15 protein-coding genes are annotated in these 21,164 nt (G+C 71.0%); 6 read left to right on the top strand and 9 right to left on the bottom strand.

The window, feature by feature from the left end:
* Positions 1–56 precede the first annotated feature (56 nt).
* The 8 genes from ptsP to ABH935_RS30535 all read right to left on the bottom strand — a co-directional run bounded on the left by ptsP (position 57) and on the right by ABH935_RS30535 (position 7,459).
* Entirely contained in the window at positions 57–1,667 is a 1,611-nt protein-coding gene (ptsP, locus tag ABH935_RS30500; RefSeq protein WP_370381433.1) for a phosphoenolpyruvate--protein phosphotransferase, read from the bottom strand.
* A gap of 688 nt (positions 1,668–2,355) precedes the next feature.
* The gene (locus ABH935_RS30505; RefSeq protein ID WP_370381392.1) at positions 2,356–2,637 is read right to left on the bottom strand and encodes an HPr family phosphocarrier protein; all 282 of its coding nucleotides are present in this window, start codon (positions 2,635–2,637) and stop codon (positions 2,356–2,358) included.
* Positions 2,638–2,670: 33 nt separating this feature from the next.
* Entirely contained in the window at positions 2,671–3,711 is a 1,041-nt protein-coding gene (locus ABH935_RS30510) for a zinc-dependent dehydrogenase (RefSeq protein WP_370381393.1), read from the bottom strand.
* Positions 3,708–4,169, bottom strand: a complete 462-nt coding sequence (locus ABH935_RS30515) for a PTS sugar transporter subunit IIA (protein ID WP_370381394.1) — start codon at positions 4,167–4,169, stop codon at positions 3,708–3,710. The genes ABH935_RS30510 and ABH935_RS30515 overlap by 4 nt, the downstream gene beginning before the upstream one ends.
* Positions 4,162–4,470 (bottom strand): PTS lactose transporter subunit IIB, encoded by a 309-nt coding sequence (locus ABH935_RS30520; RefSeq protein ID WP_370381395.1) that lies wholly within the window; start codon positions 4,468–4,470, stop codon positions 4,162–4,164. Before ABH935_RS30520 ends, ABH935_RS30515 begins: the two co-directional genes overlap by 8 nt.
* Positions 4,467–5,621: a mannitol-specific PTS transporter subunit IIC gene (gene mtlA, locus ABH935_RS30525; protein ID WP_370381396.1), complete on the bottom strand. Its 1,155-nt coding sequence runs from the start codon at positions 5,619–5,621 to the stop codon at positions 4,467–4,469. The genes ABH935_RS30520 and mtlA overlap by 4 nt, the downstream gene beginning before the upstream one ends.
* A 102-nt stretch (positions 5,622–5,723) precedes the next feature.
* Positions 5,724–6,701 carry a 1-phosphofructokinase gene (pfkB, locus tag ABH935_RS30530; protein ID WP_370381397.1) on the bottom strand — a complete coding sequence of 326 codons (978 nt, stop codon included), beginning with the start codon at positions 6,699–6,701 and terminating at the stop codon, positions 5,724–5,726.
* Positions 6,698–7,459: a DeoR/GlpR family DNA-binding transcription regulator gene (locus ABH935_RS30535; protein WP_370381398.1), complete on the bottom strand. Its 762-nt coding sequence runs from the start codon at positions 7,457–7,459 to the stop codon at positions 6,698–6,700. Before ABH935_RS30535 ends, pfkB begins: the two co-directional genes overlap by 4 nt.
* A gap of 275 nt (positions 7,460–7,734) precedes the next feature.
* On the opposite strand from ABH935_RS30535, the gene ABH935_RS30540 reads away from it, so the two are divergent.
* The 5 genes from ABH935_RS30540 to rhaS all read left to right on the top strand — a co-directional run bounded on the left by ABH935_RS30540 (position 7,735) and on the right by rhaS (position 15,520).
* A complete protein-coding gene (locus ABH935_RS30540) occupies positions 7,735–10,452 on the top strand; it encodes a trehalase family glycosidase (RefSeq protein WP_370381399.1) in 2,718 nt (905 codons plus the stop codon).
* Positions 10,453–10,793: 341 nt separating this feature from the next.
* Positions 10,794–12,332, top strand: a complete 1,539-nt coding sequence (locus tag ABH935_RS30545) for a sugar ABC transporter ATP-binding protein (protein ID WP_370381400.1) — start codon at positions 10,794–10,796, stop codon at positions 12,330–12,332.
* On the top strand, positions 12,329–13,381 hold the full coding sequence (locus tag ABH935_RS30550; RefSeq protein WP_370381401.1) for an ABC transporter permease: 1,053 nt from the start codon (positions 12,329–12,331) through the stop codon (positions 13,379–13,381). Before ABH935_RS30545 ends, ABH935_RS30550 begins: the two co-directional genes overlap by 4 nt.
* Positions 13,374–14,402 (top strand): ABC transporter permease, encoded by a 1,029-nt coding sequence (locus ABH935_RS30555; RefSeq protein ID WP_370381402.1) that lies wholly within the window; start codon positions 13,374–13,376, stop codon positions 14,400–14,402. Before ABH935_RS30550 ends, ABH935_RS30555 begins: the two co-directional genes overlap by 8 nt.
* Positions 14,399–15,520, top strand: coding sequence for a rhamnose ABC transporter substrate-binding protein (gene rhaS / locus ABH935_RS30560; protein WP_370381403.1), 1,122 nt, complete (start codon positions 14,399–14,401; stop codon positions 15,518–15,520). The genes ABH935_RS30555 and rhaS overlap by 4 nt, the downstream gene beginning before the upstream one ends.
* A 167-nt stretch (positions 15,521–15,687) precedes the next feature.
* Here the strand turns inward: rhaS and ABH935_RS30565 are convergent, their stop codons facing one another.
* Entirely contained in the window at positions 15,688–17,673 is a 1,986-nt protein-coding gene (locus ABH935_RS30565) for a BTAD domain-containing putative transcriptional regulator (protein WP_370381404.1), read from the bottom strand.
* Positions 17,674–18,221: 548 nt separating this feature from the next.
* Here ABH935_RS30565 and ABH935_RS30570 point away from each other — a divergent pair.
* On the top strand, positions 18,222–21,110 hold the full coding sequence (locus tag ABH935_RS30570; protein WP_370381405.1) for a cell wall-binding repeat-containing protein: 2,889 nt from the start codon (positions 18,222–18,224) through the stop codon (positions 21,108–21,110).
* Positions 21,111–21,164 lie beyond the last annotated feature (54 nt).

Here is a 21,164-nt window from a genome sequence, read left to right on the forward strand (position 1 = left end):
TCACCCCCGGCCGCCCGGCCGGGCCACCCCGAGCCACCCCGGGCGTCCGGGGCTTGTCAGGACGGTGGTACCGACGCCGCGTACTCCCGGGCTTCGGCCGGATCGTCGACGTCGCGCGCTCGCTCCGCGAGGTCTCGGCACTCCGGCAGCGTGCGCCGGCTCAACGAGGCGTGGACGGCGGGGACCGCGGCGGCCGTCATCGACAGCGACGTCACCCCCAGCCCGACCAGCACCGCGGCCAGCCCCGGATCGGCCGCCGCCTCGCCGCAGACGCCCACCGGCTTGCCCGCCGCGCGCCCGGCCTCGGCGGCCAGCGCGATCAGCTCCAGGAGCGCCGGCTGCCAGGGGTCGAGCAGGTCGGGCAGGCGGCCGTCCTGGCGATCGGTGGCCATCGTGTACTGGCCGAGGTCGTTGGTGCCGATGGAGAGGAAGTCGAGGTGCGCCAGGAGGCGGGAGGCGCGCAGAGCCGCGGCGGGGATCTCGATCATGGCGCCGACGTGCTGGAGGCCGTGCGCCCGGGCTTTCGCGGCGAACTCCGCGGCCTCGGCCGGCGTGGCGACCATCGGGGCCATGACCCAGACCTCGCAGGTCGTGGCCGCGGCGGCCGAGGCGATCGCGGCGAGCTGGTCGTCCAGGACCTCCGGACGCAGACGCGCGGTCCGCAGCCCTCTGACGCCGAGCGCCGGGTTCTCCTCGTCGGGCAGGCCGAGGAACGGCAGGGGTTTGTCGGCGCCGGCGTCCAGGGTGCGGATGACGACGCGGGTGCCGGGGTCGGGGAAGGCGTTGAAGAGCTCCAGGTAGGCGGCGTGTTGTTCGGCGACGGACGGCGCGTCCTTGCGTCCGAGGAACAGGAACTCGGTGCGCAGCAGGCCGACGCCCTGGGCGCCCGGGCGGACGTCCTTGAGGGAGCCGATGTTCAGGTAGAGGGATACGGGGTGGCCGTCCTTGGTGTGGCAGGGGCCGAGGTCGGCGAGGTTCGCCTGGGTGCGGACGCGCGGCGCGTTGTCCGCCGCCGGCTCGACACCGACGGTGACGATCCCGGAGGCACCGTCGACCGCGACGACGACGCCGTCGGCGATCTCGGTCACGCCGGCAACCGCGACGACCGCCGGGATGCCGAGACCACGCGCCAGGATCGCGGTGTGGCTGGTCGGACCACCGCGCTCGGTGACGATGGCGAGGACCTGCTCAGGGTTCAGGCTCGCGGTGTCGGCCGGAGCGAGATCGGCGGCCACCAGCACGAACACATGACCGGGATCGGGGATGCCGGGAATCGGACGTCCGAGGACAGTCGCCACGGCCCGATCACGCAGATCTTCGAGGTCCGCGGCCCGCTCAGCGAAGTAGCCACCGGCGTCGCGCAGCAGGTCGGCCTGGGCATCGAAGGCCTCGGTGACGGCATGCGCGGCATCGGTGCCGGACGCGATGCGCTGCTCGATATCGGCACCGAGCGTGGGATCCGCAGCCATCATCGCCAACGCTTCGAGGATCTCCTTCGCCTCGCCCGACACGCGCCCGGCTCGGACGGTGAGGTCGGCGGCGACGACGCTGACGGCCTGCCGCGCCGACGCCAGCTCCGCAGCCGAGTCGACGACCTGGTGCGGCGGAGGGAGCGGGGCCGGGGCCGTCATGCGCACGACCGGACCAACCGCCGTGCCCGGGCTCACCCCGACACCGCTGAGTTGCGGCGCATCAGTGGCCTGCTCATGAGCAGCCCGGCCTGCGGCACCGGCCGCACCACCAGCCGCGTCGCCGACCTGCTCCGCGCCGGCACCGCCGAGCGCCGCCGACTGCCCGGCAGGTTCGACCGCCGCAGCGAGCGCACCAGCTCGGGCCGCATCATTGGCCTGCCCCGCGCCAGCGCTATCGAGCGCCGCCGACTCCCGGGCAGCTGAGCCCGCACCAGCCGCAAGCACGCCAGACCCAGCCGCACCGCCACCCGCATCGCCGACCTGCTCCGCGTCGGCACCATCGAGCGCCACCGGCTGCCCGGCAGGTTCGACCGCCGCAGCGAGCGCACCAGCTCCGGCCGCATCATTGGCCCGCCCCGCGCCAGCACCATCGAGCGCCGCCGACTGCCGAGCAGCTGAGCCCGCACCCTCCGCAAGCACGCCAGACCCAGCCGCCGCGCCACCCGCCTCGCCGACCTGCTCCGCGTCGGCACCATCGAGCGCCGCCGGCTGCCCGGCTGGTTCGCCCGCCGCAGCGAGTGCACCAGACCCGGCCACACCACCACCCGCCTCACCGACCTGCTCCGAGCTGGCACCGTCGAGCGCCGCCCGCCCGGCGGCCCGGGCCGCCGCAGCCGCGGTCGCGCTCGTCCCGACGACCCCGCCTACCCCGCCGACCAGTCGCTCAGCCATCCTCCCCCTCCTCATCAAGGTTCCGCGCTATCAGCTCCGCGAGTGCCGCGACCGAAGCCTCGGCGCCCTCGCCGTCGGCCTCCAGCGTGACCTCCGTGCCCTGCTTCACTCGCTGCGCGAGCACGGCCAGGATGCTGCGGGTGTCGATCGGCGGGCGGTCGCCTACGCGCAGGCGCACCGTCGCCGGCTGCTTCGTGGCGGCCTGTACCAGCAGTTTCGCCGGGCGGGCGTGCAGCCCGCTGGTGGATCCGACGACGACGGTGCGCTCGACCATGGTTCCCTCTCCTTCGGTTCGGCCGGGCCCTTCTCAGGGCTCGATGGTGACCTTGATCGCCTCGCCCTTGGCCACGATCTGCAGTCCGTCCAGTACGCGGTCCAGCGGCAGCCGCACCGAGATCAGGTCCTTGACCGGCACTTCGCCGGTGGCGATCAGCTCCAGTGCGCGGGCGTTGTGCGCGGGTGAGGAGCCGTTGGCGCCGACGATCGTCAGTTCGCGGTAGTGGACCAGGTTCGAGTCCAGCGTGATGGTCGGCTTGTCCTTCGGCAGGCCGCCGAAGAAGCTGATGCGGGCGCGGGGGGCGGCGATCTGGAGGGCCTGTTCCTGGGCGGCGCCGGCGGCGGTGGCGGTGATCACCACGTCCGCGCCGCGGCCGTCGGTGAGCTTGCGGACCTGCTCGATGATGTCGCCGTCCTCGGCGCACACGGTGTCGTCGGGGTGGACGAGGTCCGCTGCCAGCTGGAGACGCTCGCGGTTGACCTCGATCATGATGATCCGCGCCGCGCCACGCGAGCGGGCGAGCCGGACGTGCAGGCAGCCGATCGGGCCGGCGCCGAAGACGGCCACCACGTCGCCGGTGCCGACGCCCGCCAGTTCCTGGCCGTTGAGGACGCAGGCCAGCGGCTCGGTGACCGACGCTTCGTCGGCGCCGACGCCGTCCGGGATGCGGTTCATCCCGTCCACCGCCAGCACGCTCGGCGGCACGACCATGAACTCCGCGAAGCCGCCCTCGTACTGGTAGCCCATCGACTCCTGGTTCAGGCACACGGTCTGGTGCCCGCGCGTGCACTCCTCGCAGGTGCCGTCCGGGATCGCGGCGATCACCTGCACCCGGTCGCCGGCCGCCCAGCCGGTGACGCCGGCGCCGACCTCGACGATCTCGCCGGCGATCTCGTGCCCCATCACGCGGGGCGGGCTGATGCGGAAGTGCCCGGAGCGGAAGATCTTCAGGTCCGTCCCGCACATCGAGCAGGCCAGGACCTTGATCTTCACCTCCCCGGCGCCCGCGGTGGGCTCGGGGACCTCCTCGATCCGGACGTCCCCGGGTCCGTGGAACACAGCGGCCTTCATACGTTCTCTGCCTCTCCTGCCGGCTGGAGCAGCCGGATCACTTCGTCAGCGGTTGTCGCCCTGTGCAGTTGTTCGGCCCGCTCCGGGTCCATCAGGACCTCGGCGAGCTCGGCGAGGATGTCCAGGTGCCGGTCGCCGAGGGCGGCGATCGCCACGCACGTCGACACCTCCTGGCCCTCGCCCCAGTCGACGGGTTCGGCCAGGCTCAGCACGGCCAGCGCGTCGCGCCGGACGTACTTCTTGCCGGCGGCCGTGGAGTGCGGGATCGCCACCCCGGCGCCGATGTACGTGGAGATCTCGTCTTCGCGCTCGCGCATGGCCGGGACGTAGTCCTCGGTCACGGCGCCGATCGCGACCAGCAGTTCCCCGCACTGCCGCACCGCGTCGTAGCGGTCGGCGGCCTGGACTCCGAACCGGACGGCCCGCTCGGCGAGCAGGCCGTCAGCGGTGTCAGACATCGATGGTGCCGCCTTCCTTCACGGCTTTGACGACCTTGTTCACGGCCGGGTCGCCCAGGAAGATCTGGAACGTCACCACCGGCTTGCCCGGCGCCGAGGCCCGGGCCCGCTCGGCCAGGCTCACCTGGGTCAGGATCAGGTCGGCGTCGGCCGGGATGGCCGAGACCTGCGCGTGCTCCACGGTCACGCCGGTGTTCTTCAGCTGCCGCTTCAAGGTGCCGGCCAGCATCACCGAGGACCCCATCCCCGCGTCGCAGGCCACGATGATCTTCTTGATCTCCGAGGCGGACAGAGTGCTCATGCGGTCGCTCCTTCAGGTGAGGACTGCGCGGGGACGGCATCGGACACGCCGGACGCGCCGCCCGCTTCTTCGGCCGCTTCGGCCTGTTCGTCTTCCGGCTGCTCACCGCGTCCGAACCCGAGCAGGACCGAGCCCACGACGAACGACACCGCCGCCGCGACCACGACGCCGGCCAGCACTCCGAAGTAGCTCCCGCGAGGGGTCTCGGTGAGGTAGGCGAAGATCGAGCCCGGCGAGGGCGAGGCGACCAGGCCGGCGCCGGTGACGGAGAACACTGAGATACCCGCGAACCCGCCGGCGATCGCGGCCAGGATCAGCCGCGGCTTCATCAGGATGTAGGGGAAGTAGATCTCGTGGATGCCGCCGAGGAACTGGATGACGATCGCGCCGGGGACCGTCGGGCGCAGCGTACGCGGGCCGAACAGCAGGTACGCGCACAGGATGCCCAGGCCCGGTCCGGGGTTGGACTCCAGCATGAACAGGATCGACTTGTGGTGCGCCGCGGACTGCGCCACCGCCAGCGGGTCCAGCACGCCGTGGTTGATGGCGTTGTTCAGGAACAGCACCTTCGCCGGCTCGATCAGGATGCTGACGAAGGGCAGCAGGTGGTGGTTCAGCACCCAGTTCACACCGGAGCCGGCCCAGTTCGTCACGTGGTTCACCGCCGGGCCGATCGCCCACTTGCCCAGCACCGCGAACGCGCCGCCGATGATGCCCAGGGAGAAGTTGTCGACCAGCATCTCGAACCCGGCGCGCAGCCGGTCCGCGGTCAGCTTGTCGAACTGCTTCAGCACCCACGCCGAAGCGGGGCCGGCGATCATCGCGCCCAGGAACATCGGCACCGAGGACCCGACCACCACGCCGGTGGTGGCGATGGCGCCGATCACCGCGCCGCGCTGGCCGTGCACGAGCCGGCCGCCGGTGTAGCCGATCAGGATCGGCAGCAGGTAGGTGATCATCGGCGAGACCAGCTCGCCGAGCGACTTGTTCGGGGTCCAGCCGGTCGGGATGAACAGCGCGGTGATCAGGCCCCAGGCGATGAACGCGCCGATGTTCGGCATCACCATCGAGGCCAGGAACGAGCCGAACTTCTGGACTGTGGCCTTCAATCCGGTGCCGGTCGGAGCCGGCGTATAAGCCATCGAAGACATCGCGTCCTCCTAGGGACGTCAAGCGAATCGTTGGGGTTTGTTCCTCACTCGTCGTGCGGTGGTGCGGGCAAAGATGCCCTCGTGATGGCGCCGGTGGCAGCGTCAGCCGTCGTCGGCCAGGCGGACCGCCCCGGCCGGTTTACCTCCCGGGTCGCGCACGACCCGGATCCCCTCCCGGCTGACGTCGGCCGGGCCGGGCATCTGGCTGCCCGGCAGGCCGACGGCGGCCCGAGCCCACGCCATGCCCTCGATCAGGGCCTTCTCGCCCCGCGCGCCGGCGGCCAGGAAGCCGGCCAGCATCGCGTCGCCGGCACCGACGGTGCTGACCGGATCGATCGGATCGGCGGTGCCGAGGACCGCGCCGGCGGAGTCGACGAGTACGGCGCCGTCGGCACCGAGGCTCGCCAGTACTGCTTTGACGCCCCGGGACAGCAGCTTCTCCGCCGCGGCGACGACATCAGCGATGCTGTTCAGGGGAGTCCCGACCGCCGCGGCCAACTCCTGCCGGTTCGGCTTGACCAGATCGGGACCGGCGTCGAGCGCGGCCACGAGCGCCGCACCGCTGGTGTCGACCGCGACCCTGACCCCGTGCTCGGCGAACACCGAAGTCAGGTTCGCGTAGACGCCGTCCGGCACGCCCGGCGGCAGGCTGCCGGACAGCACGGCCCAGGAAGCGGGAGCGTTCTCAATGCCCTGTGACACGCACCGGTCCACGACGGTGTCGGCGAGCAGCGCCACCTCCTCGCCGGTCAGCGCCCCGCCGGGGGCGTTGACCTTCGTGGACCGGCCGTCCGCCTCGACCAGCGTGATGTTCGACCGGGTCCACCCCGCGACCGGGACCTCGGTCACCGGGACGCCCGCCTTCTGCAGCAGCCGCACCAGTTCCTCGCCGTCCGGGCCCGCGCACGGGATCACCGCGTGCGAGTCGACGTCGAAGGCGCGCAGCACCCGGGTCACGTTGACGCCCTTGCCGCCGGGGTCGATGCGCGCGGAGGTGGCGCGCAGCACCTCACCGCGGCGCAGCGACTGCAGGCCCAGCGTGCGGTCCAGGCTGGGGTTGAGGGTCAGGGTCACGATCATGCCCGGACCACCCGCACCCCGGCGCCGCCGAAGTCGGCGGCGGTCTCCTCGTCCAGACCGGCGTCGGTGATGAACAGGTCGACGTCGTCCAGGCCTCCGAAGCGGGCCATGCAGTCGTTGCCGACCTTGGTGTGGTCGGCCAGCAGGACGGTGCGCCGGGCTGCGCCGATCATCGCGCGCTTCACCGCCGCCTCGGCCAGGTCCGGGGTGGTCAGGCCGCGTGCGACGGAGACTCCGTTGGTGGCCATGAAAGCCACGTCCACACACAGCTGGGACAGCGGCGCCAGGGCCCATTCGTCCACCGCGGCCAGCGTGCGGCCGCGGATCCGGCCGCCGAGCATCAGGACCGTGAGATTCGGCCGCGCGACCAGCTGCGCGGCCAGCGCCGGGGCGTTCACCACGACGGTCAGCTCCCGGTCGGCCGGCAGCACCGAGGCCAGCCGGCCGGTGGTGGTGCCGGCGTCGATGATGATCGAGCCCTCGTCCGGGATCTGGTCCAGCGCCGCCTTGACGATCCGCTCCTTCTCCGCGGTCATGCTCTGGTCGCGGACGGCCAGCGCGGGCTCGAATCCGAGCCGCTCGACCGGGATCGCCCCGCCGTGCACCCGGCGCACGAAGCCGGCCCGCTCCAGCGCCGTCAGGTCCCGGCGGATCGTCTCGGTGGTCACCGTCAGATCCTCGGCCAGGACCACGACGTCCACCCGGCCGTCGACGCGCGCCTTGTGCAGGATCGCCTGCTGTCGTTCCTCTGCGTACATGGGCCACCCCGGGTGTTCTTGGTTTCCGCGCCGTTTCCCTTTGTTCGTGTTGGTTTTACCGCCGCTGCGGAAGGCTGTCAAGGCTCCGACCTCGGCGGTCACAGGCCCCTGATTCTTTGGGCCGCGGGCTCTGGCCGTCCGGCCCGGGCGGGAGTAGCATCCCGGGTGAATTCGTGGATTGAATCGATTTAATCTCGCAAAACCAGCACTCCCGCCGCCTTTTCGCAGGCGCGTCCCCCCGTCGTGCTCGAAAACGTTTCATGAGGGGTAGATCCATGAAGCACATCCCCGTCGCCGCGCTCGCGCTCGGCCTGACATTCGGTGGTGTCGGCAGCGCCATCGGCGGTCCGGCACCGGCCCCCGCGAACGCGGCACCGGCACCACAAGCCGCACCGCATTCAACACCGCACTCAGCACCGCGACCGGCGAGCCTCCACACCGCCGCCACAAACCCTTGCGCCGCCGACAACCTGTCCCCCACCTCGCGGACAGTCGCCCCGGTCGCGGTCTACGGCACCAGCGGCACCGTCAGCAACTCCGCAGCGGTGCTCAGCGGTCAGAGCACCCGCCTGACCGGAAACGATTCCGCCGTGACCCTCGATTTCGGCAAGGAAGTCGGCGGCGTGGTGACGCTGAACTTCGCCGACGCCAGCGATTCGTCTCAAAGCGTCGGGTTGGCGTTCTCGGAGTCCAGCCAGTTCGTCGGTACCGGCAGCGACGCCTCCAGCGGCGGCGGCGCGGACGGCGCGCTGATCGCGGGGGTCCCGGCCGGCGGCGGCAGCTACACCATGCCGAAGGACAAGCTGCGCGGCGGATTCAGGTACCTGACCCTCTTCCTGAACTCCGGCGGTTACGCCGACATCAACGGCGTCTCCCTGGCGTTCAGCGCCGCTCCCAACGCCTCGGACCCGGCCGCGTACCCGGACTACTTCTGCTCGAACGACGACACCCTGAACCGCATCTGGTACGCCGGTGCCTACACCACCCAGCTGGACACCATCGACCCGACCGAGGGCCGGGCCTGGCCGCCGCCTTCGTCGGGATGGGAGAACAACGCCGTCATCGGCACCGGCACCGAGGTGCTCACCGACGGTGCGAAGCGGGACCGCACGGTGTGGCCCGGCGACATGGGCGTCTCGACGACCACCGCGTACGTCAGCACCGACGACCTGCTCGGCGTCCGCAACTCCTTGACCACGATGTACCAGGGCCAGAAGTCGACCGGCGAGCTGCCCTACAGCGGCCCCGCGTTCAACCTCTACGGCTCGGACACGTACCACATCTGGACCCTGATAGGGACCTACACGTACTACCTCGACACCTCCGACAAGGCCTGGCTGGACAGCATCTGGAGCAAGTACCAGCTCGGCATGAGCTTCATGACGGCCAAGATCGACGGCAACCACCTGCTGAACGTCACCAACACCAACGACTGGGCCCGTGGCGGCCAGGGCGGGGAGAACATCGAGGCCAACGCCATGCTGTACGAGGCGCTGACCACCGGTGCCCGGCTGGCCACGGCCGAGGGAAACAGCTCGCTGGCCGCGACGTACACGAATCAGGCTGCGAGCATCAAGGCCGCGGTCAACGCCACGCTGTGGGACGGATCGGCCGGAGCGTACAAGGACAACCCGAGCAGCACGCTGTATCCGCAGGACGGGAACTCCCTCGCCGTCTGGTACGGCCTGACCACACCGTCGCAGGCCACTGCGGTCGCCGCACACCTGCGCGGGAACTGGAACAGCCTGGGAGCTCAGGCCCCTGAGTTCAATAACAACCTCTCGCCGTTCTCCGGCTCAATGGAGCTCTTCGCGCACTTCACGGCCGGCGACGACGTCAACGCGCTCAACCTGATGCGCGACGAGTGGGGCTACCAACTCACCTCGCCGATCGGCACCGCCAGCACCTTCTGGGAGGGCTTCGCCAACAACGGAACGCTCAACGCGTATTCGAGCGCCTTCACCAGCCTCGCGCACGGCTGGTCGACCGGGCCCACCGGCGCACTGACCACTGACGTGCTGGGGGTCTCCCCCACCGCGCCGTCCGGGAGCGCATACCAGGTCGTGCCGCATCCCGGCGACCTCACGCACGTCGAGGGCCTGCTGACCGTGGCCTCCGGCAAGCAGATCCAGGTCGGCTACGACCACGACACCGCCGGGGACTTCAGCCTGACGGTGAACTCCTCGACCAACACCGGCTCCACCGGCGTGATCGCCGTACCGACGTGGGGACAGAGCCGGACGGTCACGGTGAACGGGCAGACCGCGTGGAACGGCAGTGCGTTCGTCGGGGCGCCCGGGATCGCGAGCGCCGACACCGACGGTCAGTACGTGTACTTCCGCGGCGTGGCCCCTGGCTCGTACACACTCGCGTACAGCGCCTCGGCGACCGCCCCGCCGATCAGCTACCGCGCACTGCCGGGGACGTGGACGCGCTGCGCCGCCGAGAACGGCACCTGCGCGGTGAACGGGACGTCGGTGATCGCCTTCGGCGCCGCGGCGCGCTTCAACTACCTGCAGACCGGCAGTGCCACCACCTGCTCGGACGCCGTCTTCGGCGACCCCGACAACGGCGTCGCGAAGTGGTGCTACGTGCAGACGACGCAGCCGCCCTCGCCGGGGTGGCAGCAGTGCGCGACCGAGAACCAGAACTGCTCGTACAGCGGCCTGATGACGATCGCGTTCGGCGCGAACGGCACCTACAAGTTCGCCACACTCGGCAGCGGCGGCACCGCCTGCGACGACGCGGTCTTCGGGGACCCGACCCCCGGCGTCGCCAAGGCCTGCTTCCTGCTCGGCCCGCCGCCGACGTTCGCGACCTGGACGTCCTGCGCGGTCGAGAACGGCACCTGCGCCTTCTCCGGCACCCACGAGGTGGCCTTCGGCGTGAACGGCCGGTACTACTTCGGCAGCTTCACCGGTGGGACTCCCTGCACGAACACCGTCTTCGGCGACCCGGCGTTCGGCTCGGCGAAGGCGTGCTACGTGCAGTAGCGCACGCATGACGCGGCCGCCGGCCGGCGTGGTGCCGCCACGTCGGCCGGCGGCCCTCGCATCGCGGTCAGTATGAATCGATTCATCATCGATCACCGGAGAGCTTCGCGAGGCCTTGAGTTTTTTATCAAGCTGCTTACATTCGCTCGTTTCTGATGATCGCTGCTGATCAGCATGCACTTTCGGCGCACCACCGCTGCCGGAATCCACCCCTGACTCACCGCCCCCGCTCCACGACCCTTGACGCACCCCACCCCCGGAGCTAACCTCGCGGCAATTTCATTGAAACAATTCACTCGTCGCCCGACGGCAACGCCGAGCAGACCCAGGGGTGTCGTCTCATGAAGAAACCCGACCCGGACCCCGACGTTCCGGTCCTCGCGCTGGAGGGGGTGAGCAAGTCCTTCGGTGCTGTGCGTGCGCTGCGTTCGGTGTCCCTCTCGCTCTTCGCCGGCGAGGCGCACGCGCTGGCCGGTGAGAACGGAGCCGGCAAGTCGACGCTGATCAAGGTGTTGGCCGGGGTGCACCGGCCGGATGAGGGCCGCGTGCTGCTGGACGGCGTGCCGGTGGAGTTCGGCGGGCCCGCCGCGGCGCGCGACGCCGGGGTGGCCGTCATCTACCAGGAACCGACGTTGTTCCCCGACCTGAGCGTGGCGGAGAACATCTTCATGGGGCGCCAGCCCAAGCGCTCGTTCGGCCGCGTCGATCACCGCGCTGTGCACCAAGCCGTGGCCGCCTTGTTCGCCCGGCTCGGCGTCGCGATGGATCCGGAGCGGCCCGCGCGCGGGCTGTCCATCGCCGACCAGCAGCTGGTCGAGATCGCCAAGGCGCTGTCCTTCGACGCGCGGGTGCTCATCATGGACGAGCCGACCGCGGCGCTCACCGGCAGCGAGGTGGCGCGGCTGTTCACGGTGGTGCGCGCGCTGCGGGAGCAGGGCGCCGCGGTGCTGTTCATCTCGCACCGGCTCTCGGAGGTGTTCGGGCTCTGCCAGCGGGTCACGACGCTGCGCGACGGGGCGCTGGTGGCCGCCGAGCCGCTGGCCGGGCTGACCGAGGCCGACCTGGTGCGGCGCATGGTCGGCCGCACCCTCGACGAGCTCTACCCCAAGCAGCCGGCCGAGGTCGGCGAGGTCGCCCTGGATGTCAGCAGGCTGACCCGGGAGGGCGTCTTCACCGACGTCTCCTTCCAGGTGCGCTCCGGGGAGATCGTGGGCCTGGCCGGGCTGGTCGGCGCCGGACGCAGCGAGGTCGCGCGCGCCGTGTTCGGCATCGACCGCTTCGACGCCGGGCGGGTCGCGGTCGGCGCACGGATGCTGAAGCCCGGTTCGCCGAGCCTGGCGATGGCCGCGGGCCTGGCCCTGGTCCCGGAGGACCGGCGGGCGCAGGGCCTGATCATGCAGATGAGCGTCGAGCGCAACATCGGCCTGGCCGATCTGCCCGCGCACCACCCCGCCGGCCTGGTCAGCCGACGCGCCGAACGCGACCGCGCGGTGGACTGGGCGGCCAAGCTCCAGGTGAAGTACGCGCGCCTGTCGGATCTGGTCGGCACGCTGTCCGGGGGCAACCAGCAGAAGGTCGTGCTGGCCAAGTGGCTGGCCACCGGGCCGCGGGTGCTGATCGTCGACGAGCCCACGCGCGGCATCGACGTCGGCACCAAAGCCGAGGTGCACCGGCTGCTCTCGCAGCTGGCGGCGGACGGCGTCGCGGTGCTGATGATCTCCTCGGACCTGCCGGAGATCCTGGGCATGGCCGACCGGGTCCTGGTGATGCGCGAGGGCCGGATCAGCGCCGAGATCTCGCGCGCGGACGCCACCGAGCAGACCGTGATGGCGGCGGCCACCGGCGCGGCGGTCGGGGACGCGGCGGGAGGCACGATATGACGGCCTCCACGACGGCGGCCGAGCAGCCGCTGCTCGCCGCCGAGGCGCCCCGGGCCCTGCTGGACCGGGTCCTGGTGATGCGCGAGCTGGCCATCCTGGTGGTGCTGGCCGTGATGCTGGTCGCCACGCAGATCGACAACACCTCGTTCCTGTCCGAGCAGGGAATCAAGGACCTGCTTCTCAACGGCACGATCCTGATACTCGTGGCGGTCGGCGAGGCGGTCGTGGTGATCACCGGCAACGTCGACCTGTCGGTCGGCTCGGTGCTCGGCGTCACGGCCTTCGCCGCCGGCGATCTGTTGCGGCACGGCGGGAATCCGGTCCTGGCGATCGGATTAGCGGTCGTCCTCGGGGCCGGCTTCGGCGCCTTCAACGGGATCCTCGTGGGCCTGGGCCAGGTGCCCTCGCTGATGGTCACGCTGGGGACGCTCTACATCATCCGCGCCCTGGACTCGATCTGGGTGGGCTCCCGCGAGGTCACCGCGAGCCTGTTGCCGAGCGGCTACAAGAGCTTCGGCCACAACGGAATCTGGGCGATCCCGTATCTGGCGCTGCTGGCCATCGTCGTGGTGATCGCGGTCGGGTACTTCCTGCGCAACTACCGCAGCGGCCGGGAGTGCTACGCGCTCGGCTCGCACGCGCAGGCCGCGGCGCTGGCCGGCGTTCCGGTGCGGCGGCGCGTGTTGGGCGCCTTCATATTGTGTGGCGCGCTCGCGGGCCTGGCCGGGGCGCTGTATCTGGCCCGTTTCAGTTACGCCGACGCCGGAACCGGCAGCGGCTACGAACTCACCGTCGTCTCGGCCGTGGTGGTCGGCGGCGTCGGTTTCACCGGGGGTTCGGGCAGTGTCTACGGCGCGGCGCTCGGTGCGCTGCTGCTCACCTCCATCAACAGCGTCCTGCCCGCGATCGGCGTCAGCTCGGTGTGGGTCGAGGCGATCGACGGGGTCCTGCTGCTGCTGGCCATCTCGGTGGACCGGGTGGTGGCGTTGCGGATCGCCGGGCTGTTGCGCAGCCGGGCCCGACAGGTGAGGAGCGGCACCAATGACTGACGTCCCGGAAACCCTGAGCACACAAGGGACCGGACGCCGGCCGGCCCTGATCGGTGCCGTCCGGTGGGACACCGTCGTCGGGGCGCTGCTGGTGATCCTGATCGGCGTCTCCTTCAGTACCGTCGGCGGTTTCGGCAACGCGTTGAACATCAGCTTCCTGATCGGCAACACGCTGCCGGTCGCGGCGATCGCGCTGCCGATGACGATGCTGGTGGCGGCCGGCGAGATCGACCTGTCGGTGGGCTCCACGGTGGGCCTGTCCGGGGCGGTGATGGGCGCGCTGTGGAACCACGGCGTGAACATCAACGCGATCATCCTGATCTGCGCCGTGCTCGGCGTGGTCTGCGGGCTGGTGAACGCGCTGCTGGTGACCCGGCTCGGGCTGCCTTCGCTGGCGGTCACGATCGGCACGATGGCGCTGTACCGAGGCGTCGCGCAGATCGTGCTCGGCTCGAACTCGGTCACCGACTTCCCGCAGAACTACCTGGACTTCGGCTCCGGGCGCCTGGGCGGCTCGTTCCTGCCGACGGCCGTGCTGCCCTGGCTGGTGCTGGCGGCGCTGGCGATCGTGGTGCTGCACGCCACCGGCTTCGGCCGCTCGGTGTTCGCCGTCGGCGCCTCGCCGGAGGCCGCCTGGTACGCCGGGGTCCGCGTCAAGCGGGTCAAGCTGTCGCTGTTCGTGGCCACCGGGCTGATCTCCTCGCTCACCGGCGTGTTCTGGGTGCTGCACTACGCCAGCGCCACGTACAGCAACGCCACCGGGCTGGAGCTGTCGGTGGTGGCCGCGGTGCTGCTCGGCGGCGTGGACTTCGACGGCGGCCGGGGCACGCTCGGCGGCGCGATCGCCGGGGTGTTCCTGCTCGGCACGCTGCAGAACGTGATGAGCCTGGCCGACGTCTCCGCGCAGTCCCAGACGGTCGTCACCGGCGTGCTGCTGACCGTTTCCGTGCTCGGGCCGCGGGTGGCCCGGCAGGTGTTCGCCAGGCAAGCCCGACTCCAACCAATGAGGGGAAAGTCATGAGCACAGTCCTGATACGCAACGCTCCGCGCTCGCGACGCAAGGCTCCGCGCGCCGTCGCGGCCCTGGCCGCGAGCGGTCTGATAGCGCTGAGCCTGAGCGCGTGCGGCGGCGCCACGAAGAGCTCCACGGACAAGGCGGCCTCCACCGCGCCGGCCGCGACGCAGAGCGGGGCGGCCGATCCGAACGCGGCGACCAAGAAGGGGCTGACCGTCGCGTTCCTGCCCAAGCAGGTCAACAACCCGTACTTCAACATCTCCGACGCCGGCGGCAACACCGCGCTGACCGCGCTCGGCGAGAGCTACAAGGAGGTCGGCACCACGAGTGCCACCGACACCGCCGGGCAGGTGTCCTACGTCAACACCCTGACCCAGCAGCACGTGTCGGCCATCGCGGTGTCCGCGCAGGACCCCGGCGCGCTGTGCACGGCGCTGAAGCAGGCGATGAGCGCGGGGATCAAGGTGGTCACGTACGACTCGGACACCGATCCGGGCTGCCGGCAGGTGTTCGTGTCCCAGGCCAGCTCCGAGGCGCTGGGCCGCAGCGAGGTGGACCTGCTGGGCAAGGAGCTGAACTACAGCGGGCAGATCGCGATCCTGTCGGCGGCGCAGACCGCGACGAATCAGAACGCGTGGATCGGCTTCATGCAGGACGAGCTGAAGAAGCCCCAGTACGCGAACATGAAGCTGGTGAAGATCGCCTACGGCAACGACGACGCGCAGATGTCGTTCCAGCAGACACAGGGGTTGCTGCAGCAGTACCCGGATCTGAAGGGGATCATCTCCCCGACCACGGTCGGGATCAAGGCCGCCGCGCAGTACCTGGACGGCTCGCAGTACAAGGGGAAGGTGCTGCTCACGGGGCTGGGGACGCCGAACGACATGCGGTCGTACGTCCAGGACGGGACGGTGAAGGCCTTCGAGCTGTGGGACCCGGGCAAACTCGGACAGCTCGCCGCGTACACCGCGGTCGCGCTGGCCTCCGGGCAGATCTCCGGCGGGCAGGGGCAGACGTTCACGGCCGGGGCGCTGGGCAGCTTCACGGTCGGCGCGCAGGGGGTGGTCACGCTCGGTGCGCCGACGGTGTTCGACGCCACGAACATCGCTCAGTTCAACTTCTAGCCGGACCTGCGGGCCGCGCGGCGTGATGGCGTGATGGCCACGCCGCCGGGCCGCGCGGGGCTGTGCGTGATGGTGCGCACGAGCAACCAGAGCGCCGCCGAGGAGTCCGAGTACCTGGCGCGGCCGCCGGACACCGTTGCGGCGAGCGCCTTAGCAGCGCCGCGCGGTTACGAGGGCTGGGACAAGCCGTCGTCCCGCAGCACGGAGCTGTCCGCCGACCGGGCGTGCGGCAGGCGCCAGAGGTCGGCCGCTTGGCGGTGCTGCTCGGGGGTGAGCAGGGTGGCGGCCTTTGCGGCGGCGAAGTTCCGGAGCAGGTCGTGGAGGAGGTAGCGGCCGTGGCGGGGTGATTGGAGGAGGAACAGGTCGACCAGGCGCTCCAGCAGCTGTTCGGCGTCGGCGGGTGGGCGTCCGAGGAGGGAGGCGGCGACTGGGAGACCCAGTTCCGTGCCGTTCCATAAGCCCAGTAGGCAGAACGCGGTCGCCAGCGTGTTGTCGGAGTCCGTGGCTGTGAGTGCGGCGAATGCGGTCTCGAAGGTCGCGCGTACGTCGTGGTCGCCGAACCTGAGCTCGTCGAAGAAGCGCGCATCGACCGCACCGACCACACCCTTCGGACGCGCGAGGCGGCGGGCCAGGTCGGCGAGCTGCCAGGCGGGCCGGGCGACGATGCGGTCGCCGGCGGCGCGCAGGGCGAGCGGCAGTCCGGCGCAGGCGGCCAGGATCGCCGTGGTCGCCTCGGGTTCGGCGCTGGTGCGCTCGGCGCCGACGATGCGGGCCAGGAGCGTGTGCGATTCGGCAGGTGTCAGAGGGCTGAGTGCGACGCGCAGTGCGCCGGCGATGCCGACGCGGCGGTCGCGCGTGGTCGCCAGCAGGGCCGATCCCGGGGCGGAGGGGATGAGCGGGGCCAGCTGTTCGGCGTCGTGGACGTCGTCGAGCAGGACCAGCACCTGGCGCTCGGCCAGGAGGCTGCGGTAGAGCGCGCCGCGTTCCAGGTCGGAGGTCGGCAGGTCGGTCGGGGCGATGCCGAGCAGGCGCAGGAACGAGGTCAGGACGTCACGGGGATCGGCCGGCGACGGTGTGCTGCCGAGCAGGTCCGCGTAGAGCTGGCCGTCGGGGAAGCGGTCGGTGAGCAGGTGGGCGGCGTGGATCGCGAGCGCGCTCTTGCCGACGCCGGGCATGCCGTCGATGACTGCGGCATAGGCAGCGTGCGGCTCCAGCGACTCAGTGACCCCCTCGACGATGCGGCGAAGTTCGTCCTCACGGCCGGTGAAATCGGCGGTATCCCAAGGCAGCGCGCGCGGCGTGGGCCAGGCGACAAAAGCCGCGTTCGGCTCGTCTTCGCCCGCCGGCTCGGCGATCACAGCGGCGGCGGCTCCGTCACCGGCGGCGACCGCCGTCTTCTTCCCGGCGTCCATCGCCAATATCCGCTGATGCAGCGCCCGTAACTCAGGACTCGGCTCCATGCCCAGATCTCGCACCAACACGGTGCGCAGCAGCCGGTACACCTGTAGCGCTTCGGCGCGGCGGTCGGCGGCGGCCAGCGCCGACATCAGCAGCGCGTAGGCCGGCTCGCGGTGCGGGTGGTCGGCGGCCAGCCGGCGCAGCGCGGCCACGGCGTCAGCGGCACGGCCCAGCGCGATGTCCGCGCGGGCCCGCAGCTCGATCGCCTCCACCCGCAGCTCGGCCCAGGCCGCGGCCTCCTCCAGGTGCAGCAGTTCGGAGGGCACGTCGGCCAGCGGCTCGCCGCGCCACAGTGCCAGCGCCTCGGCGGCGAGCCGGGCCGCCGTGTGCCAGTCGCCGGCTCCGGCCGCGGTCTGGCCGGCCTGGTAGCGCGCCACGAAGATCCGGGTGTCCAGTTCGGTGCCCGGGTCGAGCAGGATCCGGTAGCCCGGCGCGACGGTCTCCAGCCGGCCCGCCTCCGGGCCGAGGCAGCGGCGCAGGCGCATCACGTGGCTGCGCAGCGTCGTCACCGCGCCGTCCGGCGGGTCGGCGCCCCAGACCGCGTCCACGAGGCCGTCCACACTCACGACGCGGTTGGCCTGACACAGCAGCGCGGCCAGCAAGGCCCTGGTCCGGGCCGACGGCAGCGGCGAGGGGACTCCGTCCAGCCGGATGTCCACCGGACCCAACAGCCCGAACCAAACGGTAGAGCTCACCCCCGCGCCCCTTCCCCAAACCCTTGTTCAACAGGTATTCAACACCAAACCTGGAAACTAGCGCGGTCATATGTCGACGCAAGCGTTTTGACGCTGGCTGTCCGCGGCACTCGGGGGAGGTGAGAGCGACGAAGGCGATCATGGTGCGCGTAGGCCACGCGGCCACACCGGCGATCCGCCGGTCGTCGGCACGCGCTGCCGCCGCACCGGGCGTCGTTGACTCGCTCCTTCACATCCAGCGCCGCGAAGAACCGTTCCGCGACCGCCCGGCCGGAACGGCGACAGTGCAGCCCATCCTTGCGGCGGCGGCAGCATGACGGGAACGGCGACCGGGTTCGTCAGTGTACTGACCACCCCCGCCCCGCCGGTCCCGCCGACCGCGTGCCGGCGGTCCGGAGATCCCAGGAATCCCTGGTCCGGCCTCGGTTTCACCTACTACGGCGTCGGCGGGTGGACCCAGGACTGAACGTCACCCACTCGTCGCGCACATCACATCTCTCGGGGAGTTTCTCAACACCATGTCAACGGCAAAGAAGCGTTCGAAGATAATGTCCGTCGGGTCGATCCCGATGGCCACGGCCGTCATCGCGGCCCTGGGTATGTCGACCGCCCACGCGCAGGGCAACGACACCAACAACGGCCAGACCGACTCGCTGGGCCGGGTCGCCATCGGCGGGACCCAGCCGGCCTGGGCCACCCCCGCCACCGAGAAGGCCGCGGTCCCGGCGACCCAGACCATCAGCACCCGGATCTTCCTGGCCGGCCAGAACGCCGACCAGCTGTCCTCGCTGGCGCAGTCGATCTCCGACCCGAGCAGCGGGAACTACCACAAGTACCTGACGCCCGCGCAGGTCAAGTCGGAGTTCGGCGCGACCGCCGACCAGGTCAAGACGGTCACCGACTGGGCGACCGGGGCCGGTCTGAAGGTCACCTCGATCGGCGACGGCTGGGTGGACACCCAGGGCTCGGCCTCGACGGTGCAGGCCGCCTTCGGCACCACGATCGCCAACTACGCCGCGCCCGACGGGCAGAGCCACTACGCGCCGTCCTCGGCCGCGATGCTGCCCGCGCACGTCGCGAGTGTGATCTCCGGTATCTCCGGGCTCTCCGACACGCCGACGGTGAACAAGCCGGCGCTGGCCACCACCGCGAACACCGCCAAGGGCGGCTCGGCCGCGTCGGCGAGCCCCGCCAGCGGTAACCCGACCTTCGACACCAGCGGGTGCTCGACCTTCTGGGCCGAGAAGAGCTACGCCGGTGTCCCGGTCCAGGGCTGCGGCTACGACGGCTCGCAGTTGCGCAGCGGCTACGGCATGGCCAGCTCCGGCCTGACCGGCAAGGGCGCGACGGTCGCGATCATCGACGCGTACCTGAACCCGAACATGGTCTCCGACATGCAGACCTACAACAACCAGTTCCACCAGCAGCAGTTCCGCTCGGGCCAGTACACCGAGCAGGCGAACCCGGCGGCGTTCAACGACCAGTCGGCCTGCGGCGAGGGCACCTGGCACGAGGAGCAGGCGCTCGACGTCGAGGCCGTGCACAACATGGCCCCGGACGCGAACATCGTCTACGTCGCCGCGAACTCCTGCAACGACAACGACCTGATGGCCGCCTACTCCTCCGTGGTCAACAACCACTCCGCGGACATCGTCTCCGGCTCGATCGACGGCCTGATGCACACCGACGGGTGGAACCAGGACGCCGCCACGCGTGCCGCGTACGACCGCATCTTCATGCGGGGTGCCTTGGAGGGCATCAGCTTCAACTTCGCCACCGGCGACTGCGGCGACAACGACCCGGCGAACGCAGCCACCGGCGGCAACTGCCAGCTCCATTCGGCCGGCAAGCAGAGCGCCTGGCCGGCCAGCTCGCAGTGGGTCACCGCGGTCGGCGGCACCTCGCTGAAGGTCGACCAGAACGGCAACTACGGGGGCGAGGAGCCCTGGGGCGACTACCAAACCGGGATCGTCAACCCGGCGAACCCGGGGCCCGGCCATTTCATCGGCGGCGCCGGCGGCGGCACCTCCACCGACGTGCCGCAGCCGTTCTACCAGCGCGGCTTCGTCCCGGCCTCGATCTCGCAGACCGCGCCGAACGGCGCGCACCTGGGCCAGCCCATGCGGGCCACCCCGGACGTGTCCATGGACGGCGCGCCGGAGACCGGTATGGCGTTCTTCGACGCGTCCAGCGGGTCGCCCGACTGGGGGCCGATCGGCGGCACCTCGCTGGCCACCCCGCTGTTCGCCGGCGTCGAGGCGCTGCAGATGCAGGCACACGGCGGGGTCGCGCCGGGCTTCGAGAACGCGACGATCTACGCGAACTCCAGCAAGTTCCGTGACATCACCGCCAACGGCAACATGGCCACGATCATCCCGGAGGCGAACAACAACGCCCGGGTCACGTACATGGGCCAGGACACCTCACTGAAGGCCGGCGGCGGCTACGACACGGCCACCGGTCTCGGCTCGCCGACGCTGGGCTTCGTGCAGGGCAACTACGACGCCAACCGCCTGGGCCGCATCGCCGGCGAGGACCGCTACCAGACCGGCATCCAGATCTCGCAGCAGCAGTACGCGCCGGGTTCGGCCAACTCGGTGGTCCTGGCCATCGGCACGAACTACCCCGACGCGCTCGCGGGCGTCCCGCTGGCCAAGAAGATGGGCGGCCCGCTGCTGCTCACCCCGGGCAACGTGGTCGACTCGCAGGTGGTCGCCGAGATCCACCGGGTGCTCAAGCCCGGCGGCAAGGTCTACGTGCTCGGCGGCACGGCCGCGATCACCCCGAAGGTGGTCAACGGCCTGGGCCTGCCGGCCGCGCAGATCACCCGCATCGGCGGCGTGGACCGCTACGACACCGCGCTGAAGATCGCCGGCGCCCTGGGCAACCCGAGCCACGTGGTCCTGGCCACCGGCAACGGCTTCGCCGACGCCCTGGCCTCCGGCCCGTACGCCTCCACGGTGTTCGCCGACAACGGCAACCCGGCGGCGATCCTGCTCACGAACGACAAGACCATGAGCCCGGCGGTCGCGGCCTACGCGCACAGCGCCAAGGCCGTCACCGCCGTCGGCGGGCAGGCCGTGGCCGCGGCGAACGGCGCGCACCTGGCCAACGTGACCAAGTTCGCCGGCTACGACCGCTACGACACCGCGGCGCAGGTCGCCAGCACCTTCCACGGCGAGCACGTCGCGGGCGTGGCGACCGGCCTGTCCTTCGCCGACGCCCTCACCGGCGCGGCGCAGCTGGCCCAGGCCGGCGGCCCGCTGGTGCTGACGAACGTGACCAACCTGCCGGCGTACACGGCGAACGCGCTGCACGGGATCAGCGCCTCGCTGGGCGGGGCCGGGCTCATCGAGATCTTCGGTGGCCCGGTGGCGATCAACGTGCCGACCGAGTACGCGATCGCCGCGGCGGCCAACGCGATCGTCGAGGGCTGATTCAGCAGGGCACTGATGTGATGGTGTGACAGGCTCCCCGGCCTGGGTCCGCGC

Origin of the sequence: Catenulispora sp. GAS73 (genome assembly GCF_041262085.1) — a bacterium.
GTDB lineage: Bacteria > Actinomycetota > Actinomycetes > Streptomycetales > Catenulisporaceae > Catenulispora.

What these genes read in the sequence shown, in the direction of transcription:
- ABH935_RS30505 (WP_370381392.1), bottom strand. Translation starts at nt 2,637, where the DNA reads ATGGTCGAGCGCACCGTCGTCGTCGGATCCACCAGCGGGCTGCACGCC.
- ABH935_RS30510 (WP_370381393.1), bottom strand. Translation starts at nt 3,711, where the DNA reads ATGAAGGCCGCTGTGTTCCACGGACCCGGGGACGTCCGGATCGAGGAG.
- ABH935_RS30515 (WP_370381394.1), bottom strand. Translation starts at nt 4,169, where the DNA reads ATGTCTGACACCGCTGACGGCCTGCTCGCCGAGCGGGCCGTCCGGTTC.
- ABH935_RS30520 (WP_370381395.1), bottom strand. Translation starts at nt 4,470, where the DNA reads ATGAGCACTCTGTCCGCCTCGGAGATCAAGAAGATCATCGTGGCCTGC.
- mtlA (WP_370381396.1), bottom strand. Translation starts at nt 5,621, where the DNA reads ATGTCTTCGATGGCTTATACGCCGGCTCCGACCGGCACCGGATTGAAG.
- pfkB (WP_370381397.1), bottom strand. Translation starts at nt 6,701, where the DNA reads ATGATCGTGACCCTGACCCTCAACCCCAGCCTGGACCGCACGCTGGGC.
- ABH935_RS30535 (WP_370381398.1), bottom strand. Translation starts at nt 7,459, where the DNA reads ATGTACGCAGAGGAACGACAGCAGGCGATCCTGCACAAGGCGCGCGTC.
- ABH935_RS30540 (WP_370381399.1), top strand. Translation starts at nt 7,735, where the DNA reads ATGAAGCACATCCCCGTCGCCGCGCTCGCGCTCGGCCTGACATTCGGT.
- ABH935_RS30545 (WP_370381400.1), top strand. Translation starts at nt 10,794, where the DNA reads ATGAAGAAACCCGACCCGGACCCCGACGTTCCGGTCCTCGCGCTGGAG.
- ABH935_RS30550 (WP_370381401.1), top strand. Translation starts at nt 12,329, where the DNA reads ATGACGGCCTCCACGACGGCGGCCGAGCAGCCGCTGCTCGCCGCCGAG.
- ABH935_RS30555 (WP_370381402.1), top strand. Translation starts at nt 13,374, where the DNA reads ATGACTGACGTCCCGGAAACCCTGAGCACACAAGGGACCGGACGCCGG.
- rhaS (WP_370381403.1), top strand. Translation starts at nt 14,399, where the DNA reads ATGAGCACAGTCCTGATACGCAACGCTCCGCGCTCGCGACGCAAGGCT.
- ABH935_RS30570 (WP_370381405.1), top strand. Translation starts at nt 18,222, where the DNA reads ATGTCCGTCGGGTCGATCCCGATGGCCACGGCCGTCATCGCGGCCCTG.